Here is a 22,916-nt window from a genome sequence, read left to right as displayed (position 1 = left end):
ACACCTTAGGTTGTTTGATCGAGCATGCTAACGGTTGCAATAAAAAATTTTCAATCAATAAAAACAGCCAAATGACTGAAAATTTCATCGAATCGGAATATTGATTATTTATTCAATAAAATTCATATAAATGAATGAAAATTCCATCAATCTGGATGACACCGACTTGCAACTACTGCAGCAATTGCAGCTGGATGCCAGCCTGAGCAACCAGGCCCTGGCCCGGCATCTCGAGCTATCTGCCCCTACCTGCCTGCGTCGCGTCAAGCGCCTGCAGGAGCTGGGTCTGATCGAGAAACAAGTCGCCATCCTGAGCAGCGAACACATCGCCCGCCTCACAGGCCATGGCCTGCAGGCCATTGTGGAAGTCTCGCTGGACCGGCAGGACAGCAGCTCACTGCTGCAATTCGAGCACAAAGCCGTGGCCGAACCCGGCGTGCAGCAATGCTGGCGCGTCTCTCCCGGCCCCGACTTCATCCTCATCATTGCCACCATCGATATGCCTGCCTACCTGGCATTGAGCCAGAAGCTGTTCACTCAGGATGCCAATGTGCGCAATGTCAAAGCCTTCTTCAGCATCAAGCGCGCCAAATTCAGTACCGAACTGCCCTTGCCAGCCCCCAATCATTAGGGACTTGCACGCCTTTATTTTTGAACCGCCATGTGTGGTGCGGATGCCGCGCAAGCCCCTCAATATTTGATACAAATTGTATTAATTAGATTATTCTCGCAACCTTGACTTAAGCCAACTCCACCAGATGCCCTTGCATCGAGATATTCACCGCCGGACCTACCCTCTGCGCGCCTCTTATATGGCACTGGGCGGAGCGGTGGTGGCTGCGAGCCTGTCATATCTCCCGACCAATCTCGCCTGGTGGGCATTCACGACGGTCAGTGCGCTGGTATGGCCGCATATTGCTTTTTTGCATTCAAGCCGGCAACAGGATCAGTTCCATGCGGAGTATTTCAATTCTCTGATAGATGCGCTGATCGTCGGCTGCTGGATTTCTCTGATGCACTGGAGCCTGCTGCCCAGCATCTGCATTCTGGCCATCGGCGTGGCCGACCGCTTCTATACCGGTTTGAAGCGCCGCTGGCTGCCCTCCCTGATCGCGCTGCTGTGCGGCATGCTTTTCATGAGCATCGCCATAACGCCCACCCCGCAATGGGGCGCGCCACTGGCGGTACAGCTCAGCCTGCTGCCGCTGATCATCCTGCACAGCGCCTATGCAAGCTGGTCCAACAGCCGAATGCTCAAGACTCTGGCCAGGCAGAACCTGCAGCTCAAGTTACTGGGACGCATTGATCCTCTGACCACGGTATACAGCCGCGATTACTGGTGGAAAAAAGCCCGTGCCGCGCTGCATCAGCACCGCACCGTCAAGGAGCAGACCTGCCTGCTGGTGATTGACATTGACCGTTTCAAAAGCGTGAATGATCTGTACGGCCATATTGTGGGCGACGATGTTTTGAAAATGATCGGGCTGGCGATTAGAAACAGCCTGCGCAGCAACGATATTGCTGGGCGCTACGGCGGTGATGAATTCACCGTGCTTTGCAAGCACACCACGGCCAAGGAGGCATATTCGGTCGCCATGCGTATTTGCGAAAAAATTGCTCAGATACGCATTCGCGAATATCCACAGCTGCACATCAGTGCGAGTATCGGCGTTGCTGCAGCCGATGAAGGTTTTGGCTCGGTGTCCGAATGGATAAAAGCGGCCGACAGTGCGCTTTACAGCGCCAAGAGCGGCGGGCGCGACCAGGTGATGGATGCCACGCAGCAACCCGAGCGACAGCACAGTCCATCGACCATGCCCATGCGACCGGAATCCACGCGAATCAGCCCAGCGAGTGCCGAGCAGGAAAGCCTGGACCGCAACGTGGTCTGAGCACTCAGGGCAGGCAGGTGGGCCAATGCATCTGCAACTGGCATCCTGCATTGAGCTGGGCCTGGATTTCCGCCTCGCCGCCATGGCGGCGGCAGATATCGCGCACCAGCGCCAGGCCGATGCCTAGGCCCTCGAACTCGGCCTCGCGATGCATGCGCTGAAAGACGCCAAACAGCTTGCCTGACCGCGCCTGCTCGAAGCCGGCGCCGTTGTCGGCCACGGTGATGAAGCAGCCCCCCTGCCCGTCACGCTGCACATCGACCTGGATGCGCGCCAGCGGCACGGCCCGCGTGAACTTGACGGCATTGGCGAGAGCTGCATCCAAAGCCTGCTCCAGCAGATGCGGATCCGCCTGCAGCATGGGGGCTGCAGCAGGCAGACACCACTCTATGCGTCGGCCTTGCGCGCCTGCCTGCAGACGCTGGCTCAGACTTCCCAGCAAGGCCAGCAAGTCCACGAGCTGCGGCTTCAGCACATGGCTCTGGGCCCGATTCAGCTTCAGCAAGCCGTCGAACATGGCCGCCATGCGCTGGGCGGACTGATCCATGGTCTGGAGGAAGCTTCGCGCTTCCTCCAGGTCTTCGGCACCGGGACTGGCGGACTGCAGCAGCTCGGCAACCAGCGGATTGAAAGCCAGCAGATGGCGCAGCGGCGCCCGCAAATCATGCGAGACGGCATGCATCCATTCCTGCTGCGCCGTGCGCAAGGCGGACAGTTCGGCCTCGCGCCTGGCCAGCAGCGCCAGCGCTTCGCCCAGGGACTGAGGCGCCATGCTCTCCAAAGCTTGCTGCGCTTGTTCCATCAGGCTTTTGGCAGCTTTTCAGGGCGCTTCCAGTTGCTGATGCTGACCTGCCTGCCACGTCCTACCGTCAAGGCACCAGCCTCCGTATTCTTGGTCACGGTGGAGCCACCGCCCACGGTGCCGCCAGCGGCAATCGTCACCGGAGCCACCAGCACGCAGTTGCTGCCGATATGCACATCGGCCTCGATCACGGTACGGTGCTTGTTCACGCCGTCATAGTTGGCGGTGATGCTGCCTGCACCATAGTTCACGCGCTCGCCCACCGTGGCGTCGCCCAGATAGGCCAGGTGATTGGCCTTGGCACCGTCGGCCAGGACGGAGTTCTTCACTTCCACGAAGTTGCCGATATGCACTTCGCGGCCCAGCTTGGCGCCGGGGCGCAGGCGGGCAAACGGGCCGACCAGCGCGCCCTGGCCCACTTCCACACCGGCCTTCTCGCCATCGATGTGCGTGAAGGGGTGGATCACGGCATCTTCGGCAATGCTCACATTGCTGAGGTGGCAGTTGGCGCCGATCCTCGCGCCGGCGCCAATCGTCACCTTGCCGGCAAAGATGCAGTTCACGTCGATTTCCACATCCTGGCCGCAGCTCAGGCTGGCCTTGGTGCCGCGCGCATCGTCACGCAGGTCGAAGCGCGCAGGATCGGCCATGCGCACGCCCTGCTCCATCAGCTCGCGCGCCTGGCGCAACTGGTGAGCGCGCTCCAGCTCTGCCAGTTGCAGCGGGCTGTTGACGCCCGCCACCTGCAGGACATCGGCAATGCGGTGGCCCACCACGGGCACTCCGTCGGCCACGGCCATGGCGACGATATCGGTCAGGTAATACTCGCCCTGGGCATTGTTGTTGTCGAGCTTGGCAAGCCAGGCCGTCAGATGCCTGGCTGGCACGGCCATGATGCCGCTGTAGATCTCGGTGATGGCGCGCTCGGCCTCGCTGGCATCTTTCTGCTCGACGATGCGCTGCACCGTGCCTGCATCGTTTCGCACGATGCGGCCATAGCCCGTGGGATCGGGCATGGTCACGGTGAGCAGCGCCATCTTGTCGCTGCCTGCGGCATCGAGCAGACCTTGCAGCGTGTCGGCCCGGGTCAGCGGCACATCACCCGACAGCACCACGACCAGACCATCTTCCTTGAGCGCAGGCACGGCCTGCTGCACGGCATGGCCGGTTCCCAGCTGGGGCTCCTGGCGCACAAACTTCAGGTCCATTGCACCATGGGTGCCATCCGCGCGATCCACGCCATTGGCAGCGGCGATGGCAGCTTCCACTTCCGCTGCGCCATGACCCGTCACTACCACGGCCGAGCGCGCCTTGAGCTGCGCAGCGGTGTCCAGCACATGCTGCAACAGGGCACGACCGGCCAGCTTTTGCAGCACCTTGGGATGGCGGCTTTTCATGCGGGTGCCTTTGCCGGCAGCCATGACGACGATGTCCAGAGGTGCAGTCATATTGATTTATAGGATGAAAACCGCCTGATTATCGACCCATAGCCGCGGTCGGCAACTGCAAGCGCAGGCAACAGTCGCTGCAAACACCTTATGCTTGCCCTGCCATGCCTCATGCCACCACCAGCCCCACTCCGCTGCTTCGCACCCGCGCCATCGGTGCCGGCCATCTGCGCGCCTTTCTGGCCGTGGCCCGGCACCTGAACTTTCGAGCCGCGGCGGACGAGCTGGCACTGACCCAGTCTGCCGTCAGCCGCCAGATCCAGTCGCTGGAAGACGAGGTGGGCATCCCGCTGTTTCTGCGCCATTCGCGCGCCGTGGAACTGACGGGTGCCGGCGCCCAGCTGCTGCATGCCGTGCAGCCTGCATTGGAGTCGATCGATGCCACCGTGCGCCAGATCCGCCAGACCGTGGGCCGCAAGAGCGTGGCCATCACCACCTGGGCCAGCTTTGCCGCCATGTGGCTGATTCCGCGCCTGGAGGCTTTCCAGCGCGCCTATCCCGATATCGACATTCGCATAGACACGGGCGACGCCGTGGTGGATCTGGAGACCACCGATGTGGACCTAGCCATACGCTACAGCGCCGGCGTCGCCGATGCCGCGGCAAAGGCCCTGTTTGGCGAAGAACTGGTGCTGGTCGCAAGCCCAGCCCTGCTCAGGAGCGGCCCCGCCGTGCACAGCCCCGCCGATGCGGCCCGCTACACCTTGATTGAAACCGGCGACGTACACCGCATGCCCCAGCTGGAGTGGCTGAGCTGGCAGCGCTGGTTTGCCGCCAACGGCTGCGACCAGCTGCAGCCGCCGCGCTGGCTGTACTTCAACTACGCCCACCAGATCGTGCAGGCCGCGCTGGCGGGCCAGGGTCTGGCCATCGCGCGCCTGCCGCTGGTAGCCGATGCACTGGCGGCCGGCACCTTGATCGAGGTATTGCCCGAGCGTCGCCTGGCCTCGCCGCTGTCGTACTGGCTGCTGCAAGGCCCGCGCAGCAGCGAGCGGCCCGAAGTGCAGGCCTTCTGTCAGTGGCTGATGGAACAAGCCCGCCAGACGCGCGACGCCATGCAGGGCGCGAGCGAGCCCACTCAATAAAAAAAGAGCTATTCACGCATGACCTGCATCGATTTCAAATACAAAGTGATTTGAAACGCAGATGTATCAAGCGTAAACAGCTCTCATTTTTACTGTCACCTCTTTAGGCCGCGCCACAACGGCAAAGGCCTTGTCCTGTGGCGCCAAGCGCAAAGAGGCGAATGGGGCAAAGCGCCCCAGGGCGCTCAGCTCAGCGTGACACGCGCAAACTTGCGCTTGCCCACCTGCAGCACAAAGATGCCGGCGTCCAGCTTCAGTGCACGGTCGCTGATGACGTTGCCGTCGACGCGCACGCCGCCGCCATCGATCAGGCGGTTGGCTTCGCCGGTCGATGCAGCCAGATTGGCCTGCTTGACCAGCGCACCAATGCCCAGCGGAGCGCCGGACAGGCTGATTTCAGGGATGTCATCGGGAATGCCGCCCTTGGAGCGGTTGATGAAATCCTGCTCGGCCGCATCGGCGGCTTCGGCGCTGTGGAAGCGCGCGGTGATCTCCTTGGCCAGCGCCACCTTGGCATGCTTGGGATTGCCGCCGGCCTCGATCTCGGCCTTGAGCGCGGCGATATCAGCCAGGCTCTTGAAGGACAGCAGGGTGTACCAGTCCCACATCAGCTCGTCCGAGATCGACAGCACCTTGGCGAACATGGTGTTGGCGTCCTCGGTGATACCGATGTAGTTGTTCTTGGACTTGGACATCTTGTGCACGCCGTCCAGGCCCACCAGCAGCGGCATTGTGAGCACGCACTGCTGCTCCTGACCGTACTCGGCCTGCAGATGCCTGCCCATCATCAGATTGAACTTCTGATCGGTGCCGCCCAGCTCCAGGTCGGACTTGAGCGCCACCGAGTCATAGCCCTGCAGCAGCGGGTAGAGAAACTCGTGCAGGCTGATGGAGCTGCCGTCGGTGAAACGCGTATGGAAGTCGTTGCGCTCCATCATGCGCGCCACCGTGTACTTGGCCGACAGCTGGATCATGCCGCGCGCGCCCAGTTGGTCGCACCACTCGCTGTTGTAGCGCACCTCGGTCCTGGCCGGGTCCAGCACCTTGGCGGCCTGGGTGTAATAGGTCTCTGCATTGACCTTGATCTGCTCGGCCGTCAGCGGCGGGCGTGTGGAGTTGCGGCCCGAAGGGTCGCCGATCAGCGTCGTGAAGTCACCAATCAGGAAGATCACCTGATGGCCCAGATCCTGCAGCTGGCGCATCTTGTTGAGCACCACGGTATGGCCCAGGTGAATGTCGGGGGCTGTCGGGTCCAGACCCAGCTTGATGCGCAGGGGCACGCCGGTGGCTTCGGACCTGGCCAGTTTCTGGACCCACTCGTCCTTGGGCAGCAGCTCATCGACTCCACGCAGAGTGACTTCCAGCGCCTGGTTCACTCTGTCGGTCACGGGAAAACTTGTAACAGCAGATTGATTCATAAGGGTTTTTCGGCAGGCGAGGTAGGACGCGGCCGATATACTTGGAGGTTTGGTGTTACGGTCAATTCTAGACTGCTCCCTCATAAAGACCTCTTTGGATGGACTTATGGCACGGTAGAGCTGCTGGAGACGTGTCAGTCGTAACAAATACCAACTCCACCGACACGCTTTCCCAAGGATTTGATGTTTTGATGACTGGCTTGAAAAATGCCGGCGGTGCTCTGCTTGCGCGGCTGACATCGGCTCTGCAAAAACACCCCAAGCGCGCCACGGCGGCGCTGGCGACTGTTTTGCTGACCGGTGGCAGCGGCGCCTTCGCAGTGGCCAGCCTGGGTCCCGACCCCGCCGACCTTCCCGTACGTACACTGACCGAACCCGTCACCTCCCTGGCCGCCGGCCAGGATCTGGCCGATCTGACGGATCTGCAGTCCTTCTCCCTATACCGTTCCGAATACACCCGCAGCAACGACACTACCGAGTCGCTGCTGCAGCGCCTTGGCATTGCCGACCCGCAGGCCGCAGCCTTTATGCGCAGCAACGAAGCCGTGCGCCAGAACGTGCTGGGCCGCGCCGGCCGCCTGGTGTCAGCAGAGACCACGCCCGACCAGCAACTGAGCCAGCTGACCGTGCGCTGGGCTCCCAGCGAAGACGGCAGCTTTCAGCGCCTGACTGTGGAGCGCGTGGATGGCAAGCTGCAATCCAAGATCGAGACCGGCAAACTCACGGCCAGCCCGCGTCTGGCCGGCGGCGTGATTCGCTCCTCCTTCTTTGCCGCCACGGATGCCTCCGACATTCCCGACAGCATCTCCATGCAGATGGCCGACATCTTCCAGGGCGAGCTGGACTTCCGCCGCGGCCTGCGCAAGGGCGACCGCTTTGCCGTGGTCTATGAATCGCTGGAAGCCGATGGCGAGCCACTGCGCGCCGGCCGCGTGCTGAGCACCGAGTTCTACAACAATGGCAAGTCGCACCAGGCCATGTGGTTCCAGGAAGCAGGCAAGAAGGGCGCCTACTACACGCTGGACGGCAAGAGCCTGCGCCAGGCCTATCTGAACTATCCCGTGGAGTTCTCGCGCATCAGCAGCGGTTTTTCCATGCGCGTCCACCCCATTCATAAAACCTGGCGCGCTCACCTGGGCACCGACTTCGCGGCCCCCACGGGCACCAAGGTGCGTACCGTGGGCGACGGCGTCGTGTCCTTTGCCGGCGTGCAAAACGGTTACGGCAATGTGATCTTCGTCGATCACGCCAACCAGCACACCACCGTCTACGCCCACCTGAGCCGCATCGACGTCAAGCACGGTCAGCGCGTGGACCAGGGCGACATCATCGGTGCCGTGGGCTCCACGGGCTGGGCCACCGGCCCTCATCTGCACTTCGAATTCCGCGAGAAGGGCGAGCAGCGCGACCCGCTGACCATTGCCCAGATCACCGATGCCGCCCAGCCCATCTCCAAGGCCGCCCGCCCGGCCTTCGAGCAGCAGGCAGCGCAGATGCGCATCGAACTCAACGCCGGCACGCAGTCGTTCGCCTTGGCCAGCACGCGCTGATCCACCGCTGCGACACAACCTGAGGGCTGCAAATTGCAGCCCTTTTTCATTTCCGCATCAGGATCGTTTGCAGCGACCGCCAGGAAAGCCGCAAACGCTACAGCTAAGATAGTGAACCGCACGCCAACCCTCTGATCTGCCATGCCCAATGCCATTGAACAAGCCGCTCAAAGCAACCTCTATATCGGCCTGATGTCCGGTACATCGCTGGACGGCGTCGACGGGGTTCTCGTGGACTTCAGCCAGGGCACGCGAGTGCTGCAACATGCCAGCTGCGGCTTCGATGCGGCATTGCGCGCCGAGCTGCTGGCTCTCAACACCGCTGGCGGCCAGGACGAGCTGCATCGCGCCGCCCTGGCCGCCAATGCACTGGTGCGCCACTATGCACAGGTGGTGTGGCAACTGCTGACTGCAGCCGGTATCGAGGCCTGGCAGATCGCGGCCATAGGCGCCCATGGCCAGACCGTGCGCCACCGTCCGCAGATGTTCGATGGCACGGGCTATACGCTGCAGCTCAACAGCCCCGCCCTGCTGGCCGAGCTGACCGGCATCACCGTCGTCGCCGACCTGCGCAGCCGTGATGTGGCGGCAGGCGGCCAGGGGGCGCCGCTGGTGCCGGCCTTTCACCAAAGCGTGTTCGGCAGGCCCGCTGAAACCGCGCTGGTACTCAATATCGGTGGCATTGCCAATCTCAGTGTGCTGGGTGCCGACGGCTCGGTGCTCGGCTTCGACACCGGCACCGGCAATGCGCTCATGGACGGCTGGTGCCTGCGTCATACCGGCAGGAGCTATGACGAAGGCGGCCGCTGGGCCGCCAGCGGCAAGGTCCTGCCCGAGCTGCTGGCCGCCATGCTGGGCGATCCCTATCTGGCCCAGCAGCCGCCCAAGAGCACGGGGCGCGATCTGTTTCACGCCGAGTGGCTGGAGCGGCATCTGCAGCAGCATGCGGCCCAGGCCGCCGCGGCCGATGTACAGGCGACCCTGACCGAATTCACGGCCGCCAGCTGCGCCCACGCCGTGCAGCGTTTCGGCAAGGACGGCACCGAACTGCTGGTCTGCGGCGGCGGCGCACTGAACACCCATCTGATGCAGCGCCTTGCCGCCCTGCTGCCGGGGGTGAAGGTAGCCTCCACGGCAGAGCTCGGCCTGCCCCCGCTGGAAGTGGAAGCAGCCGCCTTTGCCTGGCTGGCACGTCAATGCCTGCTGGGCCTGCCCGGCAATCTGGCCAGCGTGACAGGCGCCAGCGGCCCACGCATTCTGGGCGCCATCCACCCCGCTTGAAAGCGCGGCCGCCGGCCCGCTGCAGGCTCAGGCCGCTACTGCGGCATCCGCCTGCGCCTTGTGCTGCACCACAGGCAGATCAGGCAAGCCGAAATGGCCGCGCAGTGTGCTGCTCTGGTAGTCGCTGCGAAACAGCCCGCGCTTGCGCAAGATGGGCACGACCTCGCTGGCAAACAGCTCCAGCTGCTGCGTGATGACCGGTGGCATCACATTGAAGCCATCGGCGGCACCCGTGCGGAACCAGTCTTCAATCGTGTCCGCCACCTGCTCGGGCGTGCCGGCAATTGCCAGATGCCCGCGCGCGCCAGCCAGCCGCTTGAGCAGCTGACGCAGCGTGAGCCCGTCGCGCAGCGTGGTCTCCACATAGCCTATGGCGCGGCTCCTGGAAGCCTCCACCAGCGCGGGGTCCGGAAAGTCGTCGCGCGTGAGCCGTCGGTCCAGCGGCAGGCCGCTGAAATCATGGCCGCCAAAGCGGGCCGACAGGCGCCCCAGCCCCACGTCGATGCTGGTCAGGCTGTCGAGCTCCTCCCACACCTGACGGGCTTCGTACTCCGTGGAGCCGATCGCGGCACTGATGCCCGGCAGAATCACAATGTCCTCGGCCCTGCGCCCCAGGGATTTCGCCTGTCCCTTGATATCGGCATAAAAGCCTTGCGCCGACTCCTTGCTGCCATGCGCCGTGAAAATGGCCTCGGCCCATTGCGCGGCAAAGGCCCGGCCCGTTTCGGACTGCCCGGCCTGCACCAGCACTGGACGGCCCTGGGGGCTGCCCGGCACATTCAGCGGTCCACGCGTACGGATATGTGTTCCCGCATAGTTGACGGGGCGCACCTGGCCTATGTCCAGGAACTGGCCCGATTCGGCATCGTCCACCACTGCCCCGCCCGGAAAGCTGCGCCATAGCGCATCCACTGCGGCCACGAACTCGTCGGCGATGCGGTAGCGCTCGGCATGCTCCACGTTCTCTTGCAACCCGTAGTTTTCTCCGGCCCGGGGCAGCCAGGAGGTCACGATATTCCAGCCAGCCCGGCCCTTGGAGAGATGGTCCAACGTGGCGAACTGCCGCGCCAGCGTATAGGGCAGGCTGTAGGTGGTGGAAGCCGTGCCGATCAGCCCGATACGCTCGGTATGCTGCGCCAGTGCAGCCAGCAGCAGCAGCGGCTCGAGCTGGCCTGAAGAAGCCATCTGCCCGTTGTCGGGCCCGACCAGCCCGTCGGCCAGAAACACGGCATCGAACTTCGCGGCCTCGGCGATGCGGGCCGCATCCACATAGAGCTCCAGATCGGTCAGCGCCTTGCGATTGGCTCCGGGGTGACGCCAGGCACCTTCGTGGTGGCCTCGTGTCATCAGAAACAGGTTCAGGTGTAGTTGTCGTGTCATGGCAAGGCTTCTTTCAGACAAGTTCGGCTTCCACACCCAGACTGCGCAGCAAGGTCGCGCGCAGCTGCATGAAAGCGGGGTGATCGGGTCGCCGCGGATGGGTCAGATCCAGCGCATGGTCTTCGGCGATCTTTCCGTCCCTGAGCACCAGAATCCGGTCTGCCAGCAGCAGGGATTCGTCCACATCGTGGGTCACCAGGATCACCGTCGGGCGTATGCGCTCCACCATGCGCCGCAAAAGGCCTTGCATGCGCATGCGGGTCAGCGCATCCAGGGCGCCAAAAGGCTCGTCGGCCAGCAGCACATGCGGCTCGCGCAGCAAGGAGCGAGCCAGTGCCGCTCTTTGCTTTTGCCCACCGGACAGGGTGGCGGGCCAGACCGCGGCCTTGTCTTCCAGGCCCACCTCGCGCAGTAATTGCACTGCGGCGGGCCGGGCCGCCTGCGCATCCAGCCCCAGCGTCAGGTTGTCCAGCACCGTCAGCCAGGGCAGCAGGCGCGAGTCCTGGAACAGCACTGAGACATTGCCATGGGCCAGCGCCGCCCCCGAACTCCGGGCCTCGGCATCGAGGCCGGCCAGGGCCCGCAACAGCGTGGTCTTGCCCGAGCCCGACTCCCCCAGCAATGCCACGAACTGCCCGGGGGTGATATCGAGATGGAGGTCGTCGAGCACCTGCTTGCCATGGAAGCTGCGACTGAAGCAGCGCAGTTGCACGGCACCGGTCAATGATGGATTGCTCATGATCCCAGCGACCTCCGATAGGACAGCACATGTGCCTCCAGGCGCCGCACTGCGGCGTCGGACAGCAGACCCAGCAGCGCGTAGATCAGGATTCCCACCACGATCACATCGGTCTGCCCCCAGTCGCGCGCACGGTTCATCAGATAGCCGATACCGGTCTGCGTGTTGATCAGCTCCAGCACCACCAGCGCCGTCCAGCACAGCGAGACCGCCATGCGCAGGCCGACAAAAAAGCCCGGAAAGGCACCCGGCAGCGCCACCTTGCGAATGAATTCGGCACGCGACAGTCCCAGCGTCTGAGCCAGCTCCACATGGCCGATGTCGATGCTGCGCAGCGCTGCATGGGTGTTGATGTAGATGGGAATCAACACTGCGGTAAAGATGAGGAAGACCTTCATCGCCTCGCCTATGCCCAGCCAGATGATGGCCAGCGGGATCAGCGCCAGCGTGGGAACGGCCCGCTTGATTTGCACCAGGCCATCGATCAGGGCCTCGCCGCTGCGGCTCAGTCCGGCGGCCAGCGCCAGCAACACTCCCACCACAATGCCCAGAAACAGTCCCGTGTAGGCGCGCCCGGCCGAAGCCAGCAGATGCGGCAGCAGGCTGCCATCGAGCACCATTTCGTAGCCGGTACGCAGAGCCTGCGACGGTGCGGTCAGCGTCTCGGGCGAGAGATAACCCAGGCGCGATGCAGCCTCCCACAACAGCAGCAGCAGGACGGGCCCGGCCAGCAGCATGCCCGGCGACAGGCGGGCCGGCACCAGCGCCGGGGCTTTGCGGTCTGGCGCGGCGAGCGGCGATCCAGTCTGAGACTGCCAGCCGGCCAAGCGCGCTTCCAGAGGAATCGGTGTCATCACGGCCACTCCTCAGCGATTGGCGACGATCACGCCGTCATAGCTCGCCACAAAGGAATCCCTGGCATCCAGGCGCCGGGGCAGACTGCCTGCGCTGTGCAGGATGTCGATGAGTTTCTGATGATGGGGCTGGGCCTGTGCCGCCGTCTGGAACTCCAGCGGAGCCTGCGCCGCCTGGATGGCCGCCGCGCTCTCGGCATCGAGGCGCTGGAAGTTGCGCAGGTAATGCTGCCCCCATTCCTTGCGATGGGTATTGCTCCAGCGCCCCGCACGCACGAAGGAGGCCAGGAATTCGCGGATGGCTTCTGCCTTTTGCGGATCGGCCAGCACATCCGGGCGGGCATAGATATAGGAGGTGGACGGCAGCAGTTGCCGCTCCAGTGGATCGGGCACCACGCGCGCTCCAACCTGCCTGGACAGTCGCGTGACATGCGGCTCGGAAATGGTGGCGACATCGACGGCACGGGCGCGCAAGGCATCGTTGAGCTCGGCCACGCGCAGATGCACCAGCGTGACATCCTTGAGCGTCAGGCCCGCCCGGTTCAGCGCCTCGATGAGGAACACCTGGCGCCCCGAGCCTTCCACATAGCTCACGCGCTTGCCGCGCAGATCGCTCAGGCGCTCCACCCCGGCTCCGGCATGCTGGAGCAAACGATATTCCGCCCTGGCTCGGGTGAAGGTCGCGATGATGGGCAGGTTCACGCCTGCGGCCCGCGCCTGTATGGGAGGCGTATCTCCCACATAAGCCATGTCCAGTGCCCCGGCGCGGATGGCCTCGAAAATGGCCGGACCGCCGGCAAAATTGGGCAGCTCCAGCTGAAAGCCGGTCTTCTTGCGCTCACCGCTGGCATCCAGCAGATGACGAATCAGCTCGCTCTGATCGGCGACAACCAGCCTGGTCCTGGCGTCTGCCGCAGCACGTGCAACACCGGTGGTGCCCATGGCAGTCACTGCCAGCAATGAAGGCCCTGCCAGCAGGAATCGACGCTTGTCCACTTCCATCTCCCATGTATGCAATGGGACGGATGCTAGGGAGCAGTCGATCGATCAAAAAATATTGATTTCAAATTTGGAAACAACCAACTCATCCGAGCGCCGGAGTCAGCTCACCGGCCTCGCATGAATTTCACTGTGCTGCCAAGCACTTAAGACGGCACGAGTTGAATTCCGCCACCCGCAAAGCGCGCAACAAGCTTTGATTCAGCAATATGCTCATGAAATCAATGTTGTTGAAGCTTGGGGAAATGGCCGGCCACCTGGGGCCTGGGTGTCTAGCTGTCAACACATGCTCGGATGACATGCTTGCAAATGTCTTGCCACTCACAATGCAAAACAGCCCGACCCCACCAGAAGCCGGACTGCTTGTCGCATCTGTGATTTCATGCCTGGCACGCTCCAGCGAGCCATGTCAGCCGGCCTCTCCTCCGACTGACATGGCCCGGCACAGATTACTGCCAGGCTTGATCGGCGTATGGGCGCTCAGTGACCGCCGACGTAGATGAACTTGAACAGGAACAGGGCAGCAATCACCCACATGATCCAGTGCACCTCCTTGACCTTGCCAGTGCAAAGCTTGAGTACGGCATAGGTGATGAAGCCGAAGGCCAGACCGTTGGCGATGGAGTAGGTGAAAGGCATCATCAGCGCGGTGACGACTGCCGGTATGGCTTCGGTGGTTTCATCCCACTGCACTTCCGTCAGGTCACGCAGCATCAGGCAGGCCACGAACAGCAGCGCAGGCGCAGTGGCATAGCCGGGCACCACACCGGCCAGCGGCGCGATGAACAAGCAAGCCAGGAACAGCATGGCAACCGTGAGAGCCGTCAGACCGGTACGGCCGCCGGCCTGCACACCGGCAGCGCTCTCCACATAGGCGGTGGTGCTGGAGGTACCCAGGATGGAGCCCACAAAAATCGCGCCCGAATCGGCCAGCAGCGAGCGGTTGAAACGCCCCATGCGCTCAGGCACCAGCAGGCCGGCGCGACGCGCCACGCCCATCAGCGTGCCGGTGGCATCAAACAGTTCCACCAGGAAGAACACCAGCACCACGTTGAGGAAGCCCGTGGTCAGCGCCGTCTTGATGTCGAGCTTCATGAAGGTGGGCTCGATGGAGGGAGGTGCCGAGAAGATGCCGTGGAAGGTATTGCCGCCGAAGAAGAACGAGGCCACCGTCACGGCCAGGATGCCGATCAGCAAGGCGCCCGGCACCTTGAGACGGTCCAGCACCACGATCAGCAAAAAGCCCAGCAGCGCCATGATGACCTCGGGCTTGTGCAGATCGCCCAGCGTCACATAGGTGTTCTGGTCGGCAGCGACCACACCGGCGGTCTTGAGCGCGATCAGCGCCAGGAAAAGACCCAGACCCACGGTGATGGAAACGCGTATGGACTGCGGTATGCCCTTGATGATGAGCTCACGCAGGCCCAGCATGGTGCAGATCAGGAACAGACATCCCGAGACGAACACCGCCCCCAGGGCAGCCTCCCACGTATAGCCCATCTTGAGCACCACCACGTAGGCAAAATAGGCGTTCAGCCCCATGCCCGGCGCCAGCGCAATCGGGTAGTTGGCATACAGCGCCATGATGGTCGAGCCCAGCGCTGCGATCAGGCAGGTGGCGACAAAGACCGAGCCCTTGGGCATGCCCGCATCCCCCAGAATGGAGGGGTTGACGAACATGATGTAGGCCATTGAAAGAAAGGTCGTCAGTCCTGCGACCAGTTCGGTGCGCACATTGGTGTTGTGCTCCCTGAGTTTGAATATCCGCTCTGTCCAGTTCATTGCATAGTCTCCGTGTTGTTTTGCATGCGAGGCGCAACGCGAGGAACGCGCCCGGTCCTGCGCCGCCAAATGGACGGCGCAGCACATGGCCTTGCCCCGCGGCAAACAGCCATGACTCAGAATGGCTGCCGCCCCGCAAGGCGACAACACCTGTGAGGAAAAACTAGCCAGTGTGCCCTTGAACGGCTTCCACTGCTCGCAGGATGGCCTCTGACGTGGCAGGCGCCTGCAGAGGAGGGTTCATGCGATGCTCGCCGGCAGCCGACACCGCATCGCGAATCGCGAAGAACACCGAGAACGGCAGCAGCAGCGGGGGCTCGCCCACGGCCTTGCTGCGGTGGATGGAGTCTTCATAGTTATCGCCCTCGAACAGGCGCACATTGAAGACCGGCGGGCAGTCATTGGCAGTAGGAATCTTGTAGGTGCTGGGCGCGTGGGTCGTGAGCTTTCCGGTTTGCGGATGCCAGACCAGTTCCTCGGTGGTCAGCCAGCCCATGCCCTGAATGAAGGCCCCCTCCACCTGGCCCACATCGACGGCCGGGTTCAGCGAGCGGCCCACGTCATGCAGCACATCGGCGCGCAGCAGCTTCCATTCGCCCGTCAGCGTATCGATGACCACTTCGCTGACGGCCGCGCCATAGGCAAAGTAGAAGAAGGGGTGACCCTTCATGCGCTTGCCGTCCCAGTGCAGGCCGGGCGTGGCATAGAAGCCATCCGACCACAGCTGAACACGCTGCAGATAGGCTGCGCGCACCAGCTCGGCAAACGGCACATTCTGGCCGTTGACCTGCACCGCATTGTTGGCAAAGCGCACGTCATGGGCATCGCCGCCATGCAGGCGTGCGGCGCATTCGGCCAGACGCTCGCGCAGCTGGCGTGCGGCATCCTGTGCGGCCTTACCGTTGAGGTCGGCTCCCGTCGAAGCCGCCGTGGCCGAGGTGTTGGCCACCTTGCTGGTATCGGTGGCCGTCACGCGCACATTCTCGAATGCCACGCCCAGCTCATGCGCCACCACCTGCGCCACCTTGGTGTTCAGGCCCTGGCCCATTTCGGTGCCGCCATGGTTCACGAGAATCGAGCCATCGGTATAGATATGGACCAGTGCGCCGGCCTGGTTGAAGTGGGCCACATTGAAGGAGATGCCGAACTTCAGCGGCGTCAGCGCCAGGCCGCGCTTGAGCACGGCACTGCCGGCGTTGAAGGCATTCACGGCCGCACGGCGCGCACGGTAGTCGCTGGACTCCTCCAGCTCGGCCACCAGCTCGTGAATCACGTTATCGGTCACGACCTGCTCATAGGGCGTGATGTTTCGCTCGCCCTTGCCGTAGAAGTTGACGCGCCGCACATCGAGCGGATCGCGCCCCAGGCTGCGCGCCACCGTATCCAAAATGTTCTCGATGGCAATCGCGCCCTGAGGTCCGCCAAAGCCACGGAAAGCCGTATTGCTCTGGGTATTGGTCTTGCCCATATAGCCATGCATGAGCACATCGGGCAGCCAGTAGGTATTGTCGAAATGGCAGAGCGCACGCGTCATCACGGGCGCCGACAGATCGGCAGAGTGACCGGCGCGCGAGACCATGGAGATCTCGGCTCCCAGCACGCGGCCTTCATCGTCATAGCCCACTTCGTACTCATACCAGAAGCAGTGACGGCGACCGGTAATCATGAAGTCGTCGTCGCGGTCCAGACGCAGCTTGACCGGTTTCTGCAGCCTGGTTGCCGCCACGGCCGCCACGCAGGCGAACAGCGCCGACTGCGATTCCTTGCCGCCGAAGCCGCCCCCCATGCGCCGGCATTCCACATGCACGCTGTGCGAAGCCACGCCCAGAGCATGAGCCACCAGATGCTGCATCTCGCTGGGATGCTGGGTGGAGCAATGAATGTGCACAGCCCCGTCTTCCTTGGGCGTGGCATAGCTGATCTGCCCTTCCAGATAGAACTGCTCCTGCCCGCCCACATCGAAGGAACCCTTGAGGCGGTGCGGCGCGGCATCCATGGCGGCGCGCGCGCCGCCTTCCCGCGTGCTGCGCTCCAGGTGCATGGGCGGCATCACATACTGCCCCAGCTCATGGGCCTTGCGCGGTGTCAGCACGGGCGGCAGCTCGCTGATGGTGGCCGCTGCCTTGGCCAGGGCGGCCGCACGTCTTGCCGCATCGCGCGAGCGGGCAATCACGGCGAACAGGGGCTGGCCTACGTAGCGGATTTCGCCGTCGCACAGAATCGGGTCGTCATGAATGATGGAGCCGCAGTCGTTGACACCGGGGATGTCGGCTGCCGTGATCACGTCCACCACTTCGGGCATGGCCCGCACGGCCTCCAGCGCCAGCGCCGTCAAACGGCCGTGGGCCACGGGCGAGAGCCCCAGCGCACAATGCAGCGTGCCTTCCAGCTCGGGCAGGTCGTCGATATAGGCGGCCTCGCCGGCCACATGCAGGTGTGCGGACTCGTGCTTGCGGCTGACGCCCACGCGTGCGCCCTGATCATGGGCCTTGGCCTCGGTCACTTCGTCAATGCGATAGGCCTGATTCTTGCGGTAATCGGCAAAGGCTTCCGCCACCAGTTCATTCGTCAATTCAAGGGGGTTGTTCATTTCAGACTCCTTGCTCCACGGCGGCGGGAACGACGTGGGGCATCACGCTCCAGACACTGGTCGCATCAGTGCCCTGCGGCTGATCGGCGCGCGTTTCCAGCCACAGACGCTGGATCAGGTTCTGCGCCACCTTGAGGCGGTAATCGGCGCTGGCGCGCATATCGCTCATGGGCTTGAAATCCTGGGCCAGCGCGGCCTGCGCGGCCTTCACATTTTCAAGGCTCCAGGGCTTGCCCAGCAGGGCCGCTTCGGCTGCCGCCGCTCTTTTGACCGTGGCGGCCATGCCGCCAAAAGCCAGCCTGATGGATTGCACGATCTCGCCATCGAGCTCAATGGCAAAGCCGGCGCACAGGGCAGAGATATCGCAGTCGAAGCGCTTGCTGATCTTGTAGCCGCGCACCTGGCGCTGCATGGCCGCCAGCGGCACAGCCAGGGCCTGCACGAACTCGCCCGCCTCCAGCTGGTTCTTCATATAGTCCAGATAGAAATCCGTCAGCGGCATGCGGCGCACGCGCTCGCCCTTGCGCAGCTCGATCTGGGCATCCAGCGCCATCAGCACCGGTGGCGAATCGCCGATAGGCGAACCATTGGCCACATTGCCGCCCATGGTTCCCGCGTGGCGGATGGGCGTGGAAGCAAAGCGCAGCCAGACATCGGTCAGACTGGGCCAGCGCTGCACCAGCGCGCTCCAGGCCGATTCCAGCGAAGCCCCGGCGCCGATGTACAGTTCGCCACCCTCGGCGTCGGGCCGCACTTCAATGCGCTTCATCTCGGCCACGTCGCCGACGTAAATCATGTCGCCCAGATCGCGGAACTGCTTGTTGACCCAGAGTCCCACATCGGTGGAGCCTGCCACGATGCGGGCCTTGGGCTTGGCCTCGCACAGACCGGCCAGATCCGCCAGCGTGCGCGGAGCATGGAAGAAGTCCGTGCGCAGGCCCTGGGGCGCCGCATAGTTCAGCCCTGCATTGCCGGCCTGCAGGCCTTGCAGCGCAGCCACCACGGGCGCCGTATCCAGCCGCACCGCAGGCAGGTCGAACATGCGCTGACCGGCATCGAGAATCGGGCGGTAGCCCGTGCAGCGGCACAGATTGCCCGAGAGTTCGTCGGCCAGTTGCTGGCGCGTGGGCTCGCTGCCCTGCTGCTGGTGATGCTCATAGGCCGACCACAGCGTCATCACGATGCCGGGCGTGCAGAAGCCGCATTGCGAACCATGGCACTCCACCATGGCCTGCTGTACCGGATGCAGGCTTTGCGGGCCTGCGGGCTTGCCGGCGCAGGCAGACTTGCCCGCGCACTGGCTCTTGAGGTCTTCCACCGTGAACAAGGCCTTGCCATGCAGGCTGGGCAGAAACTGAATGCAGGCATTGACGGTCTGCAGGCGCAGGCCGTTGACGGCCTCGGTATCGCCGGCTTCGGCCAGCTCGCCGATGACTACCGTGCAGGCACCGCAGTCGCCTTCGTTGCAGCCTTCCTTGGTGCCGGTGCAATGGGCATCCTCGCGCAGCCATTGGAGCACGGAGCGTGTGGGGTGCGGGCCTTGCACTTCCACCACCTCGCCGCGGTGGAAGAAGCGTATCGGTTGAGAGTTCTGACTGGTGCTCATGATCGTGGGACAGGGTGAGATTGAATGCCTGCATGCAAGATGCATTCCAAACGCAGCATTCGTCAAGATCGAAGGCTACGCCTGCATGGGCAGCTTCTCATACAGACGCGCTCATAGGGGCTATGTAGCGCGTCATATATCCGTGACCAAAATCAAGGGTGAACCCGTACAAAACCCGGCAGCCTACGGGTAAATCCCAGGAAGCGAGAGCCGAGTAGAGCTCCTCTATCAATAGCTATTAGCACCCTCCAATAAACGACTTCAAATTGAAAACAATCTGAAATCTTTTATTGACAAGCGCTATAAGCTATCAAATTTTCAGGCATCGCCACCATCCGGAGCCGGGCGCACCGGCTCGTCGGCATCGAGCTGGCTGAACACCAGCGTCGCCGCCAGCGTCATCAATGCCACCGTCACAAAGGTGGCGCGAATGGCCTGCATGCGCTCGTCGCTGTGCGTCGGCCACATATCGCTGAAGCCCGTCAGCAGGGCTCCGGCCAGTGCCACGCCCATGCTCATGGCCAGCATCTGCACCATGGACAGCAGGCTGTTGCCGCTGCTCGCAGACTCGCCCTCCATGTCCTTGAGCGTGACCGAATTCATGGCCGAGAACTGCATGGAGTTGAAGCCGCCGAAGATGAACAGCTGCACCAGCAGCAGCCAGACCGGCGTTCCAGGCACCACCAGCCCGAAGGAGGCCAGCATCACCGCCAGCATCACCGAATTGACCTGCAGCACGCGCTTGTAGCCAAAGCGCTGCACCGTGCGCACGGCAATGCGCTTGACCAGCATGCTGCCGGTGACGGTAGCCAGCATCATCAGGCCCGCGTTCATGGGCGACATCTTGAGGCCGACCTGCAGCATCAGCGGGATCAGGAACGGCGCGGCACCGCTGCCGAAGCGGGTGAACAGATTGCCCAGCAGGCCCACGCGCAGCGAGCGCACCTTGAACAGGCCCGGCGCAAACAGCGGCTCATCCACGCGCAGCGCATGCATCCAGTAGCTGGCCAGACTGGCCAGGCCGAACACCATGAGCACCACCACCAGCGCCATGCCCAGCCCCATGCCGGACAGGCCGTCCAGCGCGATGGAAATGGCCACCATGCCGAAGGCCAGCATGGCATAGCCCTTGCCGTCAAAGCGGTGCACGGGCACGGGTGCACTGCGCGGAAACCAGCGCCAGGTGGCCCACAGTCCGATCAGTCCCACGGGCACATTGATCCAGAAGATCCAGTGCCAGCTGGCGTACTCCACCATCCAGCCGCCCAGGGTAGGCCCCAGCAACGGCCCGACCTGGCCCGGAATGGCGATGAAGCTCATGGCACGAATGAACTCGCCGCGCGGATAGGTACGCAGCACGGCCAGCCGCCCCACCGGCAGCATCATGGCCCCGCCCACGCCCTGCACCACGCGTGCCGCGATCAGAAACGGCAGGCTGGGCGAGAGTGCGCACAGCACCGAGCCCAGCACAAACAGGCCTATCGCCCAGCCGTAGACACGCCGCGTGCCAAAGCGGTCGGCCACCCAGCCCGTGGCCGGGATCAGCATGGCCGTGGTCAGCGCATAGGCCACGATGACGGACTGCATCTTCATCGGGCTCTCGCCCAGCTCGGTCGCCATGGCCGGCAACGCCGTGTTGAGAATGGTCGCGTCCAGCGACTGCATGAAAAAGCCTATGGCCACCAGCCAAAGCAGTCTTTCTTTATGGGGGGCACTATGGTGCGCGGTGGGCATCTCACCCATGGGCAGCTCCGGAACGAGTCGGCAAGGCAACAAAAAAGCCGCTGACAAGCAGCGGCTTAAGCAATATGCGAGCGCCAGACCAAAGCGGCCGGCGCGCGGACAATCATTTCACTCAGACCGAGAAGCTGGAGCCGCAGCCGCAGGTGGTCGAGGCATTGGGGTTCTTGATCACGAACTGAGCGCCTTGCAGGTCTTCCTTGTAGTCGATCTCGGCACCCACCAGGTATTGATAGCTCATGGAGTCGATCAGCAGCGAGACACCGTTCTTGGTCATGGTGGTGTCGTCGTCATTGGTGATCTCGTCGAAGGTGAAACCGTACTGAAAACCGGAGCAGCCACCACCTTGCACAAAAACGCGCAGCTTCAGATCGGGATTGCCTTCTTCGGCAATCAGGTCGGCCACCTTGGCAGCAGCGCTGTCGGTGAAGACGATGGGGGAAGGCATTTCGGTGGTCGTGGTTTCAGCAACGGCGCTCATGGCATTACTCCGTAGTTTCTTGATTGCCTGAAATGGTACAGCAAGGGGCTCGGGAATACCGGCCGTATCTCTTTGTCGCCAGTGCAAGTGGGGGCTTTGCGCAAGCGCTGGACAAGGCTGCGACCGCCCATGAAAAAACCGCCAGGAATTTGCATTCGAGGCGGCTTTTCTTGAAAAGACTCCGCAGAGTCTTTCCTGCAGGGGAAACGGATTAACGCTTCGAGAACTGCTTGGCGCGGCGTGCGGAGTGCAGACCGACCTTCTTACGTTCGACTTCACGAGCGTCGCGAGTCACGAAGCCGGCTTGGCTCAGTGCAGGCTTCAGAGCTGCGTCATAGTCGATCAGGGCACGGGTGATGCCGTGACGGGTTGCACCGGCTTGACCGGATTCGCCGCCGCCATGGACGTTCACTTGAATGTCGAAAGTCTCCAGGTTCTCAGTCAGAACCAGGGGTTGCTTTGCGATCATGATGGAGGTTTCGCGACCGAAGTACTGCTGAATGTCCTTGCCATTCACAGTAATCTTGCCGGAGCCCTTCTTCAGAAACACGCGAGCGACGCTGGACTTGCGACGGCCTGTGCCATTGTTCCAATCACCAATCATCTAGGTCTCCTTAGATTTCCAGAGCCTTAGGCTGCTGTGCGGTATGGGGGTGCTCAGCACCGCCGTAAACCTTCAGCTTCTTGATCATGGCGTAGCCCAGAGGACCCTTGGGCAGCATGCCCTTGACGGCCTTCTCGAGAGCACGGCCAGGGAACTTGGCTTGCAGGTCGCGGAAGTTGGTGGCAGTGATGCCGCCGGGGAAACCGGAGTGACGGTAGTACACCTTGTCCAGGTTCTTGGTACCAGTGACCTTGAGCTTGGAGGCGTTGATGATGACGATGTAGTCACCGGTGTCAACGTGAGGTGTGTAAATGGCCTTGTGCTTGCCGCGCAGACGGAGTGCCACTTCGCTGGCGACACGTCCGAGCACCTTATCGGTGGCGTCAATCACAAACCACTCGTGTTGCACCTCAGCGGGCTTTGCGCTGAATGTAGACATGAGTTTTCTCTTTCAAGAAGGTTTGGCGGTCCCTTTTCCGCGGTCGGTGCTTCTTCTTGAAAAAGACAGGTCTTTTAAAGGAAGCCTCTTAGGCGGGGTTACTCGGACCAATTTAAACTTGGACCAAGCCTTCGCCGCGGGAACCATAAAATCGCTGCGAAGCCCGCCATTATACAAAAACGCCAGAATCTGCGTGTTTTCGTGCAGCAGCCTGTTGTGAAACAGC

The 22,916-nt window shown here is 62.8% G+C and carries 19 protein-coding genes; 5 read left to right on the top strand and 14 right to left on the bottom strand.

Annotated elements, in window-relative coordinates:
• Positions 1-130 precede the first annotated feature (130 nt).
• Both AAIL67_RS03450 and AAIL67_RS03445 read left to right on the top strand, forming a co-directional pair.
• Positions 131-631, top strand: coding sequence for an Lrp/AsnC family transcriptional regulator (locus AAIL67_RS03450; RefSeq protein ID WP_059439746.1), 501 nt, complete (start codon positions 131-133; stop codon positions 629-631).
• Between the two features lie 127 nt (positions 632-758).
• A complete protein-coding gene (locus AAIL67_RS03445; RefSeq protein ID WP_034357223.1) occupies positions 759-1,892 on the top strand; it encodes a diguanylate cyclase AdrA in 1,134 nt (377 codons plus the stop codon).
• Between the two features lie 4 nt (positions 1,893-1,896).
• Here AAIL67_RS03445 and AAIL67_RS03440 read toward each other — a convergent pair whose 3' ends face one another.
• Both AAIL67_RS03440 and glmU read right to left on the bottom strand, forming a co-directional pair.
• Positions 1,897-2,694, bottom strand: a complete 798-nt coding sequence (locus AAIL67_RS03440) for a HAMP domain-containing sensor histidine kinase (RefSeq protein WP_343483408.1) — start codon at positions 2,692-2,694, stop codon at positions 1,897-1,899.
• Positions 2,694-4,142 (bottom strand): bifunctional UDP-N-acetylglucosamine diphosphorylase/glucosamine-1-phosphate N-acetyltransferase GlmU, encoded by a 1,449-nt coding sequence (gene glmU, locus AAIL67_RS03435; protein WP_034405965.1) that lies wholly within the window; start codon positions 4,140-4,142, stop codon positions 2,694-2,696. The genes AAIL67_RS03440 and glmU overlap by 1 nt, the downstream gene beginning before the upstream one ends.
• A gap of 104 nt (positions 4,143-4,246) precedes the next feature.
• Between glmU and AAIL67_RS03430 the strand changes: the two genes are divergently transcribed.
• Positions 4,247-5,227: a LysR substrate-binding domain-containing protein gene (locus AAIL67_RS03430; protein ID WP_343483407.1), complete on the top strand. Its 981-nt coding sequence runs from the start codon at positions 4,247-4,249 to the stop codon at positions 5,225-5,227.
• A 185-nt stretch (positions 5,228-5,412) separates the two neighbouring features.
• Here AAIL67_RS03430 and tyrS read toward each other — a convergent pair whose 3' ends face one another.
• On the bottom strand, positions 5,413-6,645 hold the full coding sequence (gene tyrS, locus AAIL67_RS03425) for a tyrosine--tRNA ligase (protein WP_343483406.1): 1,233 nt from the start codon (positions 6,643-6,645) through the stop codon (positions 5,413-5,415).
• A 191-nt stretch (positions 6,646-6,836) separates the two neighbouring features.
• Here tyrS and AAIL67_RS03420 point away from each other — a divergent pair, with 191 nt between their 5' ends.
• A complete protein-coding gene (locus tag AAIL67_RS03420; protein ID WP_034357214.1) occupies positions 6,837-8,195 on the top strand; it encodes a M23 family metallopeptidase in 1,359 nt (452 codons plus the stop codon).
• Between the two features lie 141 nt (positions 8,196-8,336).
• A complete protein-coding gene (locus AAIL67_RS03415) occupies positions 8,337-9,476 on the top strand; it encodes an anhydro-N-acetylmuramic acid kinase (RefSeq protein ID WP_343483405.1) in 1,140 nt (379 codons plus the stop codon).
• 27 nt (positions 9,477-9,503) lie between these two features.
• Here the strand turns inward: AAIL67_RS03415 and AAIL67_RS03410 are convergent, their stop codons facing one another.
• The 11 genes from AAIL67_RS03410 to rplM all read right to left on the bottom strand — a co-directional run bounded on the left by AAIL67_RS03410 (position 9,504) and on the right by rplM (position 22,690).
• The gene (locus AAIL67_RS03410; RefSeq protein WP_343483404.1) at positions 9,504-10,856 is read right to left on the bottom strand and encodes an LLM class flavin-dependent oxidoreductase; all 1,353 of its coding nucleotides are present in this window, start codon (positions 10,854-10,856) and stop codon (positions 9,504-9,506) included.
• Positions 10,857-10,869: 13 nt separating this feature from the next.
• Positions 10,870-11,595: an ABC transporter ATP-binding protein gene (locus AAIL67_RS03405; protein ID WP_343483403.1), complete on the bottom strand. Its 726-nt coding sequence runs from the start codon at positions 11,593-11,595 to the stop codon at positions 10,870-10,872.
• Positions 11,592-12,449 carry an ABC transporter permease gene (locus AAIL67_RS03400; RefSeq protein ID WP_343483402.1) on the bottom strand — a complete coding sequence of 286 codons (858 nt, stop codon included), beginning with the start codon at positions 12,447-12,449 and terminating at the stop codon, positions 11,592-11,594. The genes AAIL67_RS03405 and AAIL67_RS03400 overlap by 4 nt, the downstream gene beginning before the upstream one ends.
• A gap of 12 nt (positions 12,450-12,461) precedes the next feature.
• Positions 12,462-13,451 (bottom strand): ABC transporter substrate-binding protein, encoded by a 990-nt coding sequence (locus tag AAIL67_RS03395; protein WP_343483401.1) that lies wholly within the window; start codon positions 13,449-13,451, stop codon positions 12,462-12,464.
• Positions 13,452-13,928: 477 nt separating this feature from the next.
• Entirely contained in the window at positions 13,929-15,230 is a 1,302-nt protein-coding gene (locus AAIL67_RS03390; RefSeq protein WP_003061737.1) for an NCS2 family permease, read from the bottom strand.
• A 163-nt stretch (positions 15,231-15,393) separates the two neighbouring features.
• Positions 15,394-17,820: a xanthine dehydrogenase molybdopterin binding subunit gene (gene xdhB / locus AAIL67_RS03385; protein ID WP_034357203.1), complete on the bottom strand. Its 2,427-nt coding sequence runs from the start codon at positions 17,818-17,820 to the stop codon at positions 15,394-15,396.
• A 1-nt stretch (position 17,821) separates the two neighbouring features.
• Complete coding sequence (xdhA, locus tag AAIL67_RS03380; protein ID WP_343483400.1) at positions 17,822-19,426, bottom strand: xanthine dehydrogenase small subunit; 1,605 nt, start codon at positions 19,424-19,426, stop codon at positions 17,822-17,824.
• 318 nt (positions 19,427-19,744) lie between these two features.
• Positions 19,745-21,217 carry a multidrug transporter subunit MdtD gene (gene mdtD, locus AAIL67_RS03375; protein ID WP_122974800.1) on the bottom strand — a complete coding sequence of 491 codons (1,473 nt, stop codon included), beginning with the start codon at positions 21,215-21,217 and terminating at the stop codon, positions 19,745-19,747.
• 64 nt (positions 21,218-21,281) lie between these two features.
• A complete protein-coding gene (gene erpA, locus AAIL67_RS03370) occupies positions 21,282-21,647 on the bottom strand; it encodes an iron-sulfur cluster insertion protein ErpA (protein WP_003059000.1) in 366 nt (121 codons plus the stop codon).
• A 211-nt stretch (positions 21,648-21,858) separates the two neighbouring features.
• Positions 21,859-22,251: a 30S ribosomal protein S9 gene (gene rpsI / locus AAIL67_RS03365; RefSeq protein ID WP_003059002.1), complete on the bottom strand. Its 393-nt coding sequence runs from the start codon at positions 22,249-22,251 to the stop codon at positions 21,859-21,861.
• Positions 22,252-22,261: 10 nt separating this feature from the next.
• Positions 22,262-22,690, bottom strand: coding sequence for a 50S ribosomal protein L13 (rplM, locus tag AAIL67_RS03360; RefSeq protein ID WP_003059004.1), 429 nt, complete (start codon positions 22,688-22,690; stop codon positions 22,262-22,264).
• Positions 22,691-22,916 lie beyond the last annotated feature (226 nt).

The sequence above is a fragment of the Comamonas sp. A7-5 genome (assembly GCF_039581385.1).
GTDB classification, from domain to species: Bacteria; Pseudomonadota; Gammaproteobacteria; order Burkholderiales; family Burkholderiaceae_C; genus Comamonas; species Comamonas thiooxydans.
This window is presented reverse-complemented; position numbering and strand designations above follow the sequence as displayed.